The following is a 14233-nucleotide window of genomic DNA, read 5'->3' on the forward strand; positions in this document are numbered from 1 at the left end:
GTGGCCCGACATGATGAATACCTCAGGGAAAATGGCAAGCTTTCAGAACGCCCCGATTACCAGCGATACGCAGTCTGGCAAGGGCCACAGATGGTTTGAATACATTTTGTCCGGATATCCAGCACCACCGCGGCGGTGCACGTCGTCGAATACCTGCGCCGATCAGACTGGGCTCACCGAACATGGCAGACCCGCTTCATCCGAGATTTGACCGACGCGGGCAGCGCCTTGCCTGCGATCGTTCTGATCGGACCGCGCTTGAAGCTGTAGGTCAGATAATTCAACGGGTAACCGGCGGGAATTCCGGATTCGGCCCCGTCGACCGCAGTCGCAACGTGGTAGAAGGATTCGTATGCCGGCCACTCGTAGTCGGTCATCCACGTCCAGCAGTTGTTCTTCAGGTACTGGTTGCGCAATGTGTGTGCCAGTGTCCTGTTGGTCTGGCACACCAGAGGATTCCCCTCCAGTGACCGCGCGGACTTGCACATCAATTTGGCGCTGCGGTCACTGACGTAGCTGTCCACGTAGAGATCGAAACCGAGCTCGTCCTTCAGTGCGGTGAGCACGCGGAAAACCTGGACATGCTCTTCGTTGCCGTATTCGCCCCACGGATTGTGGGTGAACACCAAGCTCTCCCCACTCAATTCCACTGCCAGAATTCGCCGCAGCTCCGCCGCGTTCTTCTCATAACTCGGGCTCGGCCGCCGCGACAGCCGCAACCCGCTGTCATCCTCCATGGGCTTGTTCCAGTTCGACGCCTCGAAGGCATCGGATTGCCGTACGCGCAAGAACTGGACCTTGCGCAGTGGATACGTATCCATCATCACCGCGCGACCGTCGTCCCAGGTCTCCGTCGACGTCGCTGACGCGCCGAAGCAGACCACGACCCGTTTGCACTGCCGCAATACCGAACTGAACCAAAGGATTTCATCGTCGGGATGAGCGACGACCATGACCGCGTCGGGCATCCGCGGGAACTCGTCACCGGATATGTCCGCCACGTTGCGTGGCCGAGCCCCGAGAAGGGATCGGCGATGCTGCAGCATCTCGGCGGTGAACATTCCTAGTGCGCCTTCGGGTACTGGCCAGGGTGTTGCGGAAAGCTCGATCGAAGCCGGAGGAAGATCGCGACGTCGACGGCGATGAGAATGACGAATGCGGCCAGGACCGCACCGGCCAGCAGCATCACCAGCGGGGTCAGCAGCTCCATCATGGCCATCGGATCCTTCCTGCCCAGGCGTTCTCAGACGCAGACGAGTTCGCTGTAGAGGTAATCGATCTGTGCCGGTGCCAAGCTGGGACTGCGATACATCTTCGGCCAGCTGTTCAGCCGGAAAGCCAGATGTGGTGCGCGCTCGATGATTCGGAGTTCGGCGAGGGTCGCCACCAGCCCGCACCGCATCAAGAGATGACGGGTCAACGGGATCAGCGCCCGCTGGAACAGAGCAGGATTGCTGACGTGCAGGATGTTGGCGAGCGCCGGCCACGCCTTGCGGTACATGACGTAGCAGGAGTCCAGGCCGTGGGTCAGCACGAGGTGCTGCGCGACGGGCGACGGCGCATGGTCACGGTAGAGGTCCAGTGCGGCACCGGTGAGCGTGGCATCGATGACATCCGGGTCGGTGGTGATCCGCGTTCGGCCCGGCAGCGACGGCCACGGCAGGTTGGGGATGAGGACTGCGGACGTGTCGAAGAACCCGAACTTGAGCCAGGCCAGAATCTCCTGCGACCCGACGGTGGGTGAGAGCACCGTGAAGTGGTAACCCTCTTGCGCCAGAAGCGCATTCACCAGCAGGATGCTGCGGGCCCGGTAGTTCGGCAGCACGCACCAGGACCCCATGTTGCAGAATCGCTCCACCCGCCCCTGTACCAGCCGCTCGGAGTAGATGGCCAGCAGCGTGCCTACGACGGTCTGCCCGTCCCGCAGCATGAAGCCATGGTTGGGCGCCGTCACCGTCCCCAACGCCGCCGCGCATGCCTGGCCCCAGTCGACGCCGGGATCGTGGTGGGTGTGCAGAAACTCCGCCACCGCTGCCACATCCGCGTCCGTGATCGGAGCCAGTTGAACGGTCATCGCCAGACCGGCTCGGCGTGTGCGTCGAACACCGTCGTGGAAACCGCTGCGCCACGGGGATGTTGGCAGCTCTTCCGCCACCATTCCTGCCCCGACGCCGGCAGGCTGCCGATCGGATCGTAGAACGGGTAGACGTCGTTCAACGCGTCGACCTCTGTCGAATCCAGACCGGTGCGGTAGTTCTTGTTCCAGTACGAGATGCCACGGGTGCGGTCGTACCGCACCACTTGATGGACCCAGCGTTTTCCGACATAGGGCACGTCGCACACGATTCGCGGCGTCGCAAAGCCGGGCAGATATCCCATGATCGCCAGTTGCAGCTCCTGCGCTTCCCACAGCGCCGTCCGCCAATGTTCGGCGTTGGGGATCATGTCGCACATGTAGAAGTAGTACGGCAGGATGTTGGCTTCGCCCTGAAGGGCAAAACACAGGTCCAGCAGGTCGCCTGCGGTGGCGTTCACACCGCGCATCAGCACGCCCTGGTTGCGTACGTCTCGCACTCCGGCGGCGAGCAGTGCGCGCGTCGCTGCCGCGACCAGCGGCGTCACCGACTGCACGTGGTTGATGTGCGTATGCACTGCGAGATTGACACCGCGGCTCGCGGCGAGCTGCGCCACCCGGCCCGCGCCTTCGACGACCTTCGGTTGCAGCCAGTGCTGGGGCAGCGCCGCGAGTGCCTTTGTCGCCAAACGGATATCGCGGACGGTGTCGATGGCGAGCAGTTGGGTGACGAACGCTTCGAGCCGCGGCCACGGCACGTTCGCCACGTCACCACCGGACACCACGACATCACGCACGGTCGGCGTGGCCCGCAGATACTCCAGGATGCGGGTCTGCCGGTCGACCGGCTGCAGGGACAGCCTCGCCTTGGCGACCGTCGGGGTGGAGTTGCCGACCAGATCCATCCGGGTGCAGTGCCCGCAGTATTGCGTACAGGTGGACAGCAGCTCTGCGAGCACCTTGGTCGGATACCGGTGGGTCAGCCCTTCGACAACCCACATATCGCTCTCGTGCAACGAATCCCGCTCGGCGAACGGGTGCGAACACCACACCGGATCACGATCACTGAGCACCGGCAGCATGTAGCGACGGATCGGGTCGGTGTAGAAGGCGGCAGTGAGACCATGGCGAACCGGCGCACAGTGCGGTGCCATGGTGTTGAGCATCTGCGGCGGCAGCAACATCGACATGGTGGCCCGCTGCTGTTGATCGGCGACCAGGTCTTCATAGAACAGGTCGTCGAGCAGCGCCCCCGTCACCGCATACAGCTGCTTGACGTTCTTGATCGAGTGCGCGCGCTGCCACTGCGGGTCGTGCCAATCGGTCTCGCTGACCGTCGCCCAGCCCGGGTAACGCCGCCAATCCGGCTCCGACAACGGTTTCCGCACATATGAATACGGCTGATCCGCAGCCGCGGTGAAACCGGTCCGGGTCGGTCCGTCGATGTGACTGAGTGTTGTCATTGCGCCAGCACCTCTTCCACCGTCAGTGCGCGGACCTTGCCGGTCAGCCCGTCCGGTGTGGGCTGATCCAGGAAGTCCTCGAAGGACAGTTCCACTCCGAAGTCCCGTGCGATGGCGCTCAGTACGCGGGTGGCCAGCAGGGAATCGCCGCCCAGATCGAAAAAGTCGGACCCCGCAGCCACCGCAGATGTGTTCAGCACCTTCTGGAAGATCCGGATGATGTGCTCGGCGTTCATTGATCGGCTCCTTCACCGTCGTGCTCCATTGCGGCACGGCGCGTCGCCGCCCGATCAACCTTCCCGCTGGCCGTATATGCCAGCGCGGTAACGAATTTCACTCGCGACGGCACGAACTGGCGCGGGAGTCGCTCCGCCAGATGCCGTTTGAGTTCGCCCGATGTGACGGGCTTGGCCGCCACGACATACGCCGCGAGCGCAGTCCGGCCCACGAGCCGCTCACCGACCACGACGGCGCCGGCGACCGCCGGGTGCGCGTTCAGGTGTGCCTCGACCTCGGCCGGATGTACCCGCACACCAAGGACTTTCACCTGTTCATCGATCCGGCCGTGGCCATACAGCAGGCCATCACGACCGCGGGTGACGATGTCGCCGGTGTGGAACCACCGCGCCGGCCCGTCGCCGTGGTCGCTGACCCGGAATCCCGCGGCGGTCCGGTCCGGCAGTCCGAGGTAGCCCATGGCCAGCGACGCGCCCGACACCAGCAATTCACCGTCGGCGCTGACGTGATCGCGGATATGGGGCAGGGGGTGCCCCAGCGGCGCCTCGGCGTCGCCGGCCATGGTTTCGGGGTCGGTCTCGGGTCCACTGAGCTGCACGGCGTGCGTGATCATGGTCGTCTCGGTGCAGCCGTAGGTGTTGAGCAATCGGATGTTTCCGACATCGAGGTCGCGCCACTGTTGCAGTCGGGTCGGATCGACCCGTTCACCGCCGATCACGACCAGACGGACGCTCTCGGGCAGCGCCGCACCCTCCTCGTGCAGGTACAGCACCAGTTCATGCCAGAACGCCGTGGGCAGGTCGAGCACAGTGACCGCTTGTTCGCTCAGCATCCGGACGAACCGGGGGAAGGAACCGCAGTATGCGGCGTCGTCGAAGATCAACGTCGCGCCGGCGGTGAGCGCGGGCAGGATCTCCTCCAGGCAGGTGTCCCAGCCGAGCGAAGCGAATTGCAGTACCCGGTCATCCGGGGTGAGTCCGAAGAGCTGACGCAATGCTCGCACCGTGGCGACCAGGGCTCCGCGCGAGATCATCACCGGCTTCGGCGCCCCGGTCGAGCCTGACGTGCACAGCACGTACGCCGGGGCCTCGGAGTCCAGATCCGCGGTCAACGACTCGTCCAGGCCCATCACATCGGCCAACGTGTGTTGCCGAGCCGCAGGCAGTGCGGCGTCGATCGGGCAATAGGCGGCCCCCGCCTGCATGACGGCGAGCAGCTGCTCCACCACAACGGGTGTGTGCGAGACCAATACGCCGATCAGACCCGGACGCCCGCCGCGGCGTACCCGGTATTGCGCCGCGGTGCGGTCGACACGTGCGGCAAGGTCCCCGTAGGTGATCGGGACACCGTTGTGCACCATGGCGCTGCTCTGGTGCCGGACCCGAGCGACCGCGGTGAAGTCCGCCACGACATCACCACAGTCGGCGGCCACCGTCCCGGGTTCGGCAATTCCCAAGGGGGGCAGTGTGTTCAGCATTCCGTCACGAAGCACGGCGGGTCTCCTGGACGGCTCGGCTGTCACAACTGATCGGCAACAACGCCAGGCCCGGATCGACAACGGTGCGCAGCCACTGCATCGTACGCTGCATGCCGTCCATGAGGCCGACGGCCGGCTGCCAGCCCAAGGTTTCGCACGCATACGCCGCGCCGGCCGCTTCGGCCTGCATATCGGGGATGCAGGCCGAAGCGACGTTCGGGGACCACTGCTGGCCGTGTACCGACGAAATCATCTGCAGTACTTGCGCTACGGTCGCCTGACGCCCGGCGCGGACCTGGAAGGTGCCGGTGATCTGCATGGGCGCCTCGGCAGCGCGCACAAACGCAGCCACGACATCATCGACGTAGACGAGGTCGTGGACAGCGGTTGCTTCACCGTAGATCGTCACCGGACGACCCGAGATGAGCGCGCTGCCGAAGGCCATTATCATTCCGGCTTCTCCGTGCGGGTTCTGCCGCGGACCGTAAACATCAGCCAGCGCAAGGCAAATCGGCGCCAATCCGTACATTCCCGCGTATGCGCCGAGGTAGAACTCACCGGCCAGTTTTGCCGCCGCGTGAGGTGAATTCGAGGCACCCGAGGCCGCGTAGACGATCCGCCGCACGCCGGCCAGCCGGCTCGCCTCGCAGACGTTGATGGTGCCCAGTACGTTGTTCCGTGCGTCGAAGTGCGGGTCGGCCACCGCGGCACTCAGATCGACCTGCGCCGCGAGGTGGAAGATGATGTCGGGGTTGGCGCCCGCGAAGACGTCCACCAACTCGGGTGCCTGAATATCGAGCGGTACCAACGTGAATCGGCGGGGGTCGGTCGTGTTCGCCGCGAGCGCTTCCTGGAGATTGTCCACGGTGCCGGCACTCATGTTGTCGACGCCCACCACCTGATGACCGTCTGCGAGGAGACGATCGACAAGCGTCGACCCGATGAACCCGGCGGCGCCGGTGACGAGTGCTCGCATTCGGATCACTCCACCGTCACGGATTTGGCCAGGTTGCGCGGCTTGTCCACATCACGCCCGAGCGCGAGCGCGAGTTGCCGCGCCAGGATCTGCAGCGGCACCGCGGCCGCCAGCGGACCCCACAGCGACAGCAGGTCGTCGACGACGGGCAGGGTGCTCTCGGGCCCGCCGATGCTGATGATCTGGCCGCCGCGGGCCATCACCTCGGCGACGTTGCCGGCCAGTTTGCGGTCTGCGCTCTCGATCACCACCACCGGCGTACTGGTCCCGACAAGAGCCAGCGGTCCATGCTTGAGTTCGCCGGCCGGGTAGTGCTCGGCCCACTGATACGTCAGCTCCTTGAGCTTCAAAGCTCCTTCAGCGGCATACGGCAGACCGGCACCCCGGGCGATGAAGATGAAGCCCGACGCGGTCATCAGCCCGTCGATGAGCGATGGCACAACGTATTTGGCCGTCGCGCACGCAGCGGCCAGCTGCTCGGGAAGCCGCCGCAGATCGTCGACGAGTTGGCCGGCGGCGTGCTCCGAGAGACGGCGTCGGGCGACGAGCGCGGAGATCATCACCGCGACACCGGCGACGATCTGGCACACGAAGGTCTTCGTCGCCGCCACCCCGATCTCCGGACCGGCCGCGCATGTCACCACCGCCTCCGCGCGACGGGCCAACGTGGAATGCGCGCTGTTGGTGATGGCAAGGACGGGTGGCTGCGACGCTCCCCGGGATTTCAGCGCGTGAAGGACGTCCGCTGTCTCTCCGGACTGACTGAACGCAACAGTCAGGGTGTGCGGTTCGAGCAGGGCATCATCGGCTTCGCTGCCGACCGTGGTCATGACAGGAAACCCGCCGACGGTACGCACGAAGTTGGCAACGACCGTCCCGGCATTCAGTGATGTGCCGCAACCGATTACCTGCATGCGGTCGAATGGCATCAGCCCGAGATCGCTCCACAGCTTGCCGTCCGCGATCCCTCGGCCCAGCTCGTCGAGCACCCTGGCCACTGCTTCGGGTTGCTCGTCGATCTCTTTGGCCATGTAGTCGGAGTAGCCGGCCAGGTCGACATCATTGCCGCGCATCAGACAGGGCGTCAGCGCCTGGGGCACGACATCCACCCCGTGATTGCGCCAGCGGCCGCTACCACTGAGATCGACGACATCGCCGTCGTGGAGAACCCGGAACCGGTCGGTCCAATCGGCGATCGCTGCGATGTCGCTGGTCGCAAAATCGCCAAGTACCGTGTGCGCCACCAGTAATGGTGAGTGATTGGCGGCCACCACGAGCTGGCCGGTGTCCTTTTCCAATACGGCCAGTGCCCACGAACCTTCCAGCACGGCCAGTGCGTCCTCCACGGCCTCGACGAGATCGCCGCCCAGTTGCAGCTGTTCTTCCACCAGATGGCAGATCACCTCGCTGTCGACCGACGAGGTGAACACGTGACCGGAGGTGGTCAATGCGGTGCGCAGTGTGTCGGCGTTCTCGATGATCCCGTTGTGCACCACACAAATACGACCCGTGCAGTCCACATGCGGATGTGCGTTGTCTTCTGTGACCGTGCCATGTGTCGCCCAGCGGGTATGACCGATGCCCACCGAACCGAAAGCTGGTCCAGCCCACTCCCGTACGCGTTTGTCGAGAGCACCGACTCGCCCGACGGTTCGGACGGTGGCGATGTCGCCCGTGACAGTGCGTACCGCGACACCAACCGAGTCGTAGCCGCGATACTCCAGCCGGCGCAGCGCGGCGATCAAGTAGTCGATCGCCGGTTCGCTTGTCCGACATGCGATCACACCGCACATGGCCGATCTCCCTGCTCGATTTGCAGATTGATTGCTGAGTGCAGCATGTTTGCCCTCACAATCGGCAGTGGCCTAACTATCGGCTAACTTTGACCGGACCGTACATAGATCCTCAGAGCCGAATTCGGACTGGACCCGCACTAGACAGACCTAGTCCCCGGGACGACGCGGACTAGGCCGGGTACCGCAGACAGGAGTACCGGAAGACGGGCTCCCTCTGACATCGACATCAGCGGCACAGAAGGCTGAGCAACGGACATCGGCGCGAAACACTGGTTAACACAGGCCAGAACCGCTCGCAGCACCCAGCATGCAGGCATACCCAGGACCGCGGGCGCAGCTGGTTCTCACCACCCGGCGCGCGCCCTTTTATACGCCGATCTACTGACGGATTCGTCGAATACCGGCACTGCGGGCCCCCGTCGCCCGACCGGCGAGAACTAGTTCCGCTGACCCGAACCGAGACTTCGAGCTAACACAGCTAACTGACAACGTCGCGATAAGCGACGAAGGGTATTATTTGCCAGCACGTCAATCCGGACCGATTCAATTGGCCGGTGCAATACCTGATTGCCCAAGGGTGGTGTTGTTCGACGAGAAGGAGTAAGGATACCGAGCAGGACTTCGGAGTTGCCTACAGCGGAGGCAAGACCACCCATGACGAACAAACCTGACCCCGCGACACGGGACAGCCGGTTGGACGTCGCTCGGGGCTCGGCGATTGTCGCGATCGCGTTGGTGCACGTGGTCCGGGGACTGACGGCCTCCGGCCGCCTCGACAGTGCGTATTCGGACGTGGTCGCCAGAAGCGTCGGCCTGTGGTGCCTTACTGTTTTCGCTTTCGTGGGTGGCACTTTCGTCCCCCGGGCGGTCGAGCGGCATGGGCTACAGCCGTACCTCAAAGCGCGGATCCCCAGCCTCGTCGTGGTGTATCTGATCTGGGAGGTCATCCAGGGAACCGTCCGCGTACTTGCCGGCGGCGACGCCAATCATCACCGCTCGACCATCGACACATTCAATCTCTGGCGCCCGGACGTACAACTTTGGTACCTGCCGTTCCTGGTCCTCGTCACGCTGATCTTCGTCCCGATGCGGCCATGGCTCGCCGGCCGTGCGCCGTGGGCGTTGGCGATCGCGGCAGCAGTCAGCATCGCCTTCTGGGGCCTCGACGGCGGGTACGTCGGTACGCAGGGCACCGGCTTGGTGGTGTTCTTCGTCGCTGGACTGGTCGTGGGCACCGCCACTGTGCAGTCGGTGCTCGATCGTTTCTCAGCTACCCAGGCGGCAGCGATCAGCGTTGTGCTGCTTCCGCTTACGGGCTTCCTATGCGTACACACCACGGCGATCCTGCCGACCTACTTCTGGTTTCAGCACACCCCGGCGCGGGTGGTGATCGGTATTGCGCTGGCATTGGTGGCATCGCCGGCGATCCTGCTCTTCGGGCATGCCGCGCGAAACTCCCGGTTTCTGGCGCTGTGCGGACGAAGGTCTCTCGATATCTATCTCGCACACATCGTGCTTTCCTCCGGCGCCAGAATCGTGCTGATCAAGTTGGGCGTGGAGAATCTGTGGGTGATCCTGACGCTGTCGTTCATCGCCGGCCTCGCCGGATCCCTGCTGGTGTCGGCGGCGCTGCGCAGGACAGGCTTCAGCTGGCTTTTCGACGGGCCGAATTGGTTGGCCAGAATTGCGGCGAAGCAGCGACCACATTCACCCGCCAGCGACGCTCGCAACATCGGCGACGGCCGACAATTTGGCTAGCTGCCGCTACTAACCGGCTTGGGCGATCAGTGCGTCCAAATGACGGAACTCGCTTATCCAGAAATCCGGCTGATGGTCGTATTCGCCGATGGCGCGCGTTTCACAATGACCTTCTCCCACACCAATAGTCGTCCAACCGAGATTGGCAGGAGCCCGGAAATCCTTGGCTGGATTGTCGGCGACATAGAAGAAATCGCAGCCCGGGTTCCGGCACATGATCGCCTCGAACCTGCGGGCGTCCGGTTTGTCCGCCGCACCCCATTCTTCGGAAATGTAGGCCTCGATGTCGGTCAGGCCGAGCGCGGCGAGTTTCGCGCGCTGGGTGATCGACCGCCCGTCGGTCAAAACCGCGATGCCGGCACAGGCGTGTTTGAGTTTGTTCACCGTGTCGACCGCGCCATCAGCCAAGGTGATCGACGGCCGGTGCAGACGGTAGGACCACAGAAATGACTCCTTGGCCCGGGGATGAAGGCCCAAATACGCTGCGAGAGTCCCGAATACGTCAGGGTCGCCGGACTGATGCCAGGTCATGAGCAGCGGGAGGGCGTCGACGCCGAAGAGTTCCGCGACGAGCCCGGCAACATGCGTGAAGCCGGATCGCTGGTAGTCCGCTTCGGCGTACAGGGTGTCGTCCAGGTCCATGACGACGAACGCCGAAGAGTCAATCAGATACATGGACAAGAACTTTCGCGTCGTAGCGCAGCATCAGGAGATTGCGCTGCCAGCCCTCGAATACAGGGATGTCGGCGCCGTGGAAGTACTCGCGCAGCAGCCACTCCGCGTAGTTCGCCCCCGCTGCCGCGGTCAACGGATACCCGCCGCCGAACCGCGGGTTGATCTCGAGGCCGATGACCGCACCGGTCACGGGATTGCCGAACACCTGGACGGTGCAGCAACCGCGCGCACCGTCCAGGTGCTGCAGCCGCGGCCAGAGGAACGTGTAGACGAAGCTGCCGTGGGTGATCCCCTTGCTGACCTCTCCGCTGCGAACTTCGAGCCTTTCGCGGGGCACCAGACATTTCAGCTGCCCGGTCCGGTCGTAGTAGGCGTCAGCGGTGTACTCACGAAAATCGCTGCCGATCAACTCCATGAACATCAGTTTGGGATCACCGAGTTGGCGGTCGGTGAGGTGATCCGCGGAGTGCAATACCTCCGCACCAACACTGCTGCTGCCGTCGAATGGCTTACAGAAGCACGGGAACTCGACGTCGTGACGCTCGTAGATTCGCGGGTACGGGATGTCGATGGCATTGAAGACCGTTCCGGTCAGCCGCTTGTCCCGGCAGTGCGTCACCAGATGCGCGTCGGACACACACGCGTACGTGCCCTGCGCGCCCAGCGTGTCGCGCAGTCTCGCCAATGTGGGCAATTCCGTGTCGATCGTCGGCACGATGAGACCGATCGACAGCCGGTCGCACAATGCGATCAACTCGTCTTCGTAGGCTGCGTCCCCCACGCGTGGCAACTGTGCACATGCATCGGCGATCTGACAGGCGGCCGAGCAGTGCGGCAACGCGTCCGCGGCCACCACGCGCGATTCTGGCAACAGGCGTCGGGTCGCCGCCTGGAACTCCTGCACGAGTTCCACGCGCCGACCCGCGGACAGAATCAGGACGTTCGCACGAGCTCCATCAGCCCTATCGGCCACGACGGCGCTCCACAAGGCGGCCGGCGCGGACGATCTCGATGGCGGGCGCGGCAAGTCGATGTGCCATGTGTCCCCGTTTCGAGCGCTACGGCGGTTCCTAGCTAATATTGGCGAACATCGTCCGCATCAGCAACCGTATGCCTCAACAGCGCATAGAGCGAGACCCGAGCCGAAGCTGTCGATGGTCACGCAGTTTCAGCGAACATGTCACCTGTGAGAATCCTTGGAGCGCGCTGTGCTCCCCTGGGCCGGAGAAGTCAGCCCAGGATCAGGCCCGAGGTCGGAACGCCGGTGCCGGCGGTGACGAGCACGTGCTCGACGTCCGGCACCTGGTTGACGGACGTCCCGCGCAGCTGGCGGACGCCCTCGGCGATGCCGTTCATCCCGTGGATGTAGGCCTCACCGAGCTGGCCGCCGTGCGTGTTGATCGGCAGCTTGCCGCCCAGCTCGATCGCACCGTTCGCGATGAAGTCCTTGGCCTCGCCCTTGCCGCAGAAACCGAGCTCTTCGAGCTGGATCAGCGTGTACGGGGTGAAGTGGTCGTACAGGATCGCGGTCTGAATGTCATTGGGCGTCAAGCCACTCTGGCCCCAGAGCTGCTTGCCCACCAGACCCATCTCGGGCAGGCCGAGCTCGTCGCGGTAGTACGAGTACATGGTGAACTGGTCCTCACCCGCAGCCTGCGCCGCCGCCTCGACGACAACCGGACGCTGCTTGAGGTCCTTGGCGCGCTCGGGCGTGGTCACGACAATCGCCACCCCGCCGTCGGTTTCCTGACAGCAGTCCAGCAGGCGCAGGGGCTCGGCGATGAAGCGCGAGTTCTGGTGGTCCTCGATGGTGATGGGCTTGCCGTAGAAGTGCGCCTTCGGGTTGGTCGCCGCGTGCTTGCGGTCAGCCACCGACACCACACCGAAATCGGCACTGGTGGCGCCGTATTCGTGCATGTAACGCTGTGCGACCATGGCCACCGAGGCAGCCGGGGTGCTCAGCCCGTGCGGGTAGGACCAGCTGTACTCGACACCGCGCGAATCAGCGTTGACGGTCAGCCCCGTCATCACCTGACCGAAGCGGTGCTCCGAGCGCTCGTTGAACGCCCGGTATGCCACAACGACTTCCGCGATGCCGGACGCCACCGCCAGCACAGCCTGCTGCACCGTTGCCGCGGCCGCGCCGCCGCCGTAGCCGATCTGGCTGAAGAACTTCAGCTCACCGATACCGGTGGAGCGGGCCACCGCGGTCTCCAGGTTGGAGTCCATGGTGAACGTCACCAGACCATCGACGTCCCTGGGCGACAGGCCCGCGTCGTTCAGGGCGTCGGTGACCGCCTCGGCGGCCAGCCGCAGTTCACTGCGGCCCGAGTTCTTGGAGAAGTCGGTGGCGCCGATGCCGGCGATGACGGCCTTGCCGGAGATGCTCACTGCACAGCTCCCATCGTGAGCGTCGAGGTGGCGATGACGTGGTCGCCAAGGCTGTTGCTGCCCACCACTTTCAGCGTCACCAGATCACCTTCGACAGCGGTCACCTCACCACGGAAGGTGATGGTGTCGTAGGCGTACCACGGCACGCCGAGGCGTAGCTTGATGGACTTGACGATGGCGTTCGGACCGGCCCAGTCGGTGACGTACCGCCCCACCAGACCGGTGTCGGTCAGGATGTTGACGAAGATGTCCTTGGAACCCTTGGCCTGTGCCTTGTCCCGGTCATGGTGCACATCCTGGTAGTCCCGGGTGGCGATGGCGGTCGAGACGATGAACGTCGGGTCGCCGTAGATCGACAGTTCTGGCAGCTTGGTGCCCACGGTGGCACTGACGGTGGCGGTCACTTCGCTGCCTCCCATGCGTACAGGCTCCAGGCCGGACTGACGTCGCTGTCCGGGAAGTCGAGAAACGTTGCGCTGACCGGCATTCCGATCTTCACGTCGTCGTGCTCGACGCCGCGCAGCTCACCGAGCATGCGCACACCCTCTTCGAGTTCGACGAGCGCGATGATGAACGGCAGGCTGCGGCCGGGCACCTTCGGTGCGTGATGCACGACGTAGCTGAACACCGTGCCGCGGCCCGAGGAAACAAGATAATCGGACGGAGCCACAGGCTCTCTGTGGTCCTGCCAGATGGCCGGCACCGGCGGGTGCTGCAGCGAACCGTCGGGCCGCTTCTGGATCCGCAGTTCGTGGGCGTTGACACCGTCCCAGAAGAACTGCGTGTCGCGCGACGACGCCGGGCGCATCAGCTTGTCCGGGTCCAGATCCGATAGAGCGGAACCGGTTACATCCTTCTCCTCGGCCTCCTTGCCCTGCTTATTGGCGGGCAGGAACTTCATGATCCGCCAGTCCATGTCGGCGACTTCCTCGTCGCCGACATGCCAACGGATCTTCTGGTTGACGAAATAGCCCTCACCCAGCGCGGTCTGCTTCGGGCCGACCACGTCGGTGACCTCGGCGCTGATGCTGACGCGCTCGCCCGGCTGCAGGTAGCGGTGGTAGGTCTGGTCGCAGTTGGTGGCGACGACGCCGACGTACCCGGCCTCGTCGAACAACTTCATGATGCGGGCCAGCGGATCGTCGTCGGACCGGCTGCGGCCCAGGCCCATCATGGTCCAGACCTGGATCATGGCCGGCGGCGCCACGATACCGGGGTGCCCGGCGGCCTTCGCGGCTTCCTCGTCGACGTAGATCGGGTTCTTGTCGCCGATGGCGTCGGTCCAGTGATGAATCATGGGCTGGTTCACCGGATCCCGGCTCAGGGTCGGCTTGCTGCGCCCGGATGCGACGATCTCGTCGATACCGGCCTGAAGATCAGTCATCG

Annotated in this window: 14 protein-coding genes; 1 reads left to right on the forward strand and 13 read right to left on the reverse strand. The window is 64.3% G+C overall.

What is annotated here, in order from left to right; all coding sequences use genetic code 11:
* Nucleotides 1-173: 173 nt before the first annotated feature.
* From EB75_RS23820 to glmS, 8 genes are read right to left on the reverse strand one after another with little or no spacing between them, the layout of a single operon-like run.
* Nucleotides 174-1061: a PIG-L family deacetylase gene (locus EB75_RS23820; protein WP_286150307.1), complete on the reverse strand. Its 888-nt coding sequence runs from the start codon at nt 1059-1061 to the stop codon at nt 174-176.
* A gap of 2 nt (nt 1062-1063) precedes the next feature.
* Entirely contained in the window at nt 1064-1219 is a 156-nt protein-coding gene (locus EB75_RS29430; RefSeq protein ID WP_168176112.1) for a hypothetical protein, read from the reverse strand.
* A gap of 24 nt (nt 1220-1243) precedes the next feature.
* Nucleotides 1244-2074 carry a hypothetical protein gene (locus EB75_RS23825; RefSeq protein ID WP_073697732.1) on the reverse strand — a complete coding sequence of 277 codons (831 nt, stop codon included), beginning with the start codon at nt 2072-2074 and terminating at the stop codon, nt 1244-1246.
* Nucleotides 2071-3537, reverse strand: a complete 1467-nt coding sequence (locus tag EB75_RS23830) for a KamA family radical SAM protein (protein ID WP_073697733.1) — start codon at nt 3535-3537, stop codon at nt 2071-2073. Before EB75_RS23830 ends, EB75_RS23825 begins: the two co-directional genes overlap by 4 nt.
* Nucleotides 3534-3773 carry an acyl carrier protein gene (locus tag EB75_RS23835; RefSeq protein WP_073697734.1) on the reverse strand — a complete coding sequence of 80 codons (240 nt, stop codon included), beginning with the start codon at nt 3771-3773 and terminating at the stop codon, nt 3534-3536. The genes EB75_RS23830 and EB75_RS23835 overlap by 4 nt, the downstream gene beginning before the upstream one ends.
* Complete coding sequence (locus EB75_RS23840; protein WP_286150308.1) at nt 3770-5230, reverse strand: AMP-binding protein; 1461 nt, start codon at nt 5228-5230, stop codon at nt 3770-3772. Before EB75_RS23840 ends, EB75_RS23835 begins: the two co-directional genes overlap by 4 nt.
* A gap of 25 nt (nt 5231-5255) precedes the next feature.
* On the reverse strand, nt 5256-6227 hold the full coding sequence (locus EB75_RS23845; protein WP_073697736.1) for an NAD-dependent epimerase/dehydratase family protein: 972 nt from the start codon (nt 6225-6227) through the stop codon (nt 5256-5258).
* A gap of 5 nt (nt 6228-6232) precedes the next feature.
* Nucleotides 6233-8020 (reverse strand): glutamine--fructose-6-phosphate transaminase (isomerizing), encoded by a 1788-nt coding sequence (gene glmS / locus EB75_RS23850; RefSeq protein WP_073697737.1) that lies wholly within the window; start codon nt 8018-8020, stop codon nt 6233-6235.
* 657 nt (nt 8021-8677) lie between these two features.
* Here glmS and EB75_RS23855 point away from each other — a divergent pair.
* On the forward strand, nt 8678-9781 hold the full coding sequence (locus EB75_RS23855) for an acyltransferase family protein (RefSeq protein ID WP_073697738.1): 1104 nt from the start codon (nt 8678-8680) through the stop codon (nt 9779-9781).
* A 9-nt stretch (nt 9782-9790) separates the two neighbouring features.
* Here the strand turns inward: EB75_RS23855 and EB75_RS23860 are convergent, their stop codons facing one another.
* From EB75_RS23860 to EB75_RS23880, 5 genes are all read right to left on the reverse strand, one after another.
* Nucleotides 9791-10456: an HAD family hydrolase gene (locus EB75_RS23860; RefSeq protein WP_073697739.1), complete on the reverse strand. Its 666-nt coding sequence runs from the start codon at nt 10454-10456 to the stop codon at nt 9791-9793.
* Complete coding sequence (locus tag EB75_RS23865; protein ID WP_073697740.1) at nt 10443-11429, reverse strand: ATP-grasp domain-containing protein; 987 nt, start codon at nt 11427-11429, stop codon at nt 10443-10445. Before EB75_RS23865 ends, EB75_RS23860 begins: the two co-directional genes overlap by 14 nt.
* A gap of 257 nt (nt 11430-11686) precedes the next feature.
* Nucleotides 11687-12841, reverse strand: a complete 1155-nt coding sequence (gene ltp2, locus EB75_RS23870; RefSeq protein ID WP_174557716.1) for a 17-hydroxy-3-oxo-4-pregnene-20-carboxyl-CoA lyase — start codon at nt 12839-12841, stop codon at nt 11687-11689.
* Nucleotides 12842-12843: 2 nt separating this feature from the next.
* Nucleotides 12844-13266: a MaoC family dehydratase gene (locus EB75_RS23875; protein ID WP_073697742.1), complete on the reverse strand. Its 423-nt coding sequence runs from the start codon at nt 13264-13266 to the stop codon at nt 12844-12846.
* On the reverse strand, nt 13248-14231 hold the full coding sequence (locus EB75_RS23880) for a bifunctional MaoC family dehydratase N-terminal/OB-fold nucleic acid binding domain-containing protein (protein ID WP_073697743.1): 984 nt from the start codon (nt 14229-14231) through the stop codon (nt 13248-13250). The genes EB75_RS23875 and EB75_RS23880 overlap by 19 nt, the downstream gene beginning before the upstream one ends.
* Nucleotides 14232-14233 lie beyond the last annotated feature (2 nt).

The organism is Mycobacterium sp. ST-F2 (assembly GCF_001905655.1).
In the GTDB taxonomy this organism is placed as follows: domain Bacteria; phylum Actinomycetota; class Actinomycetes; order Mycobacteriales; family Mycobacteriaceae; genus Mycobacterium.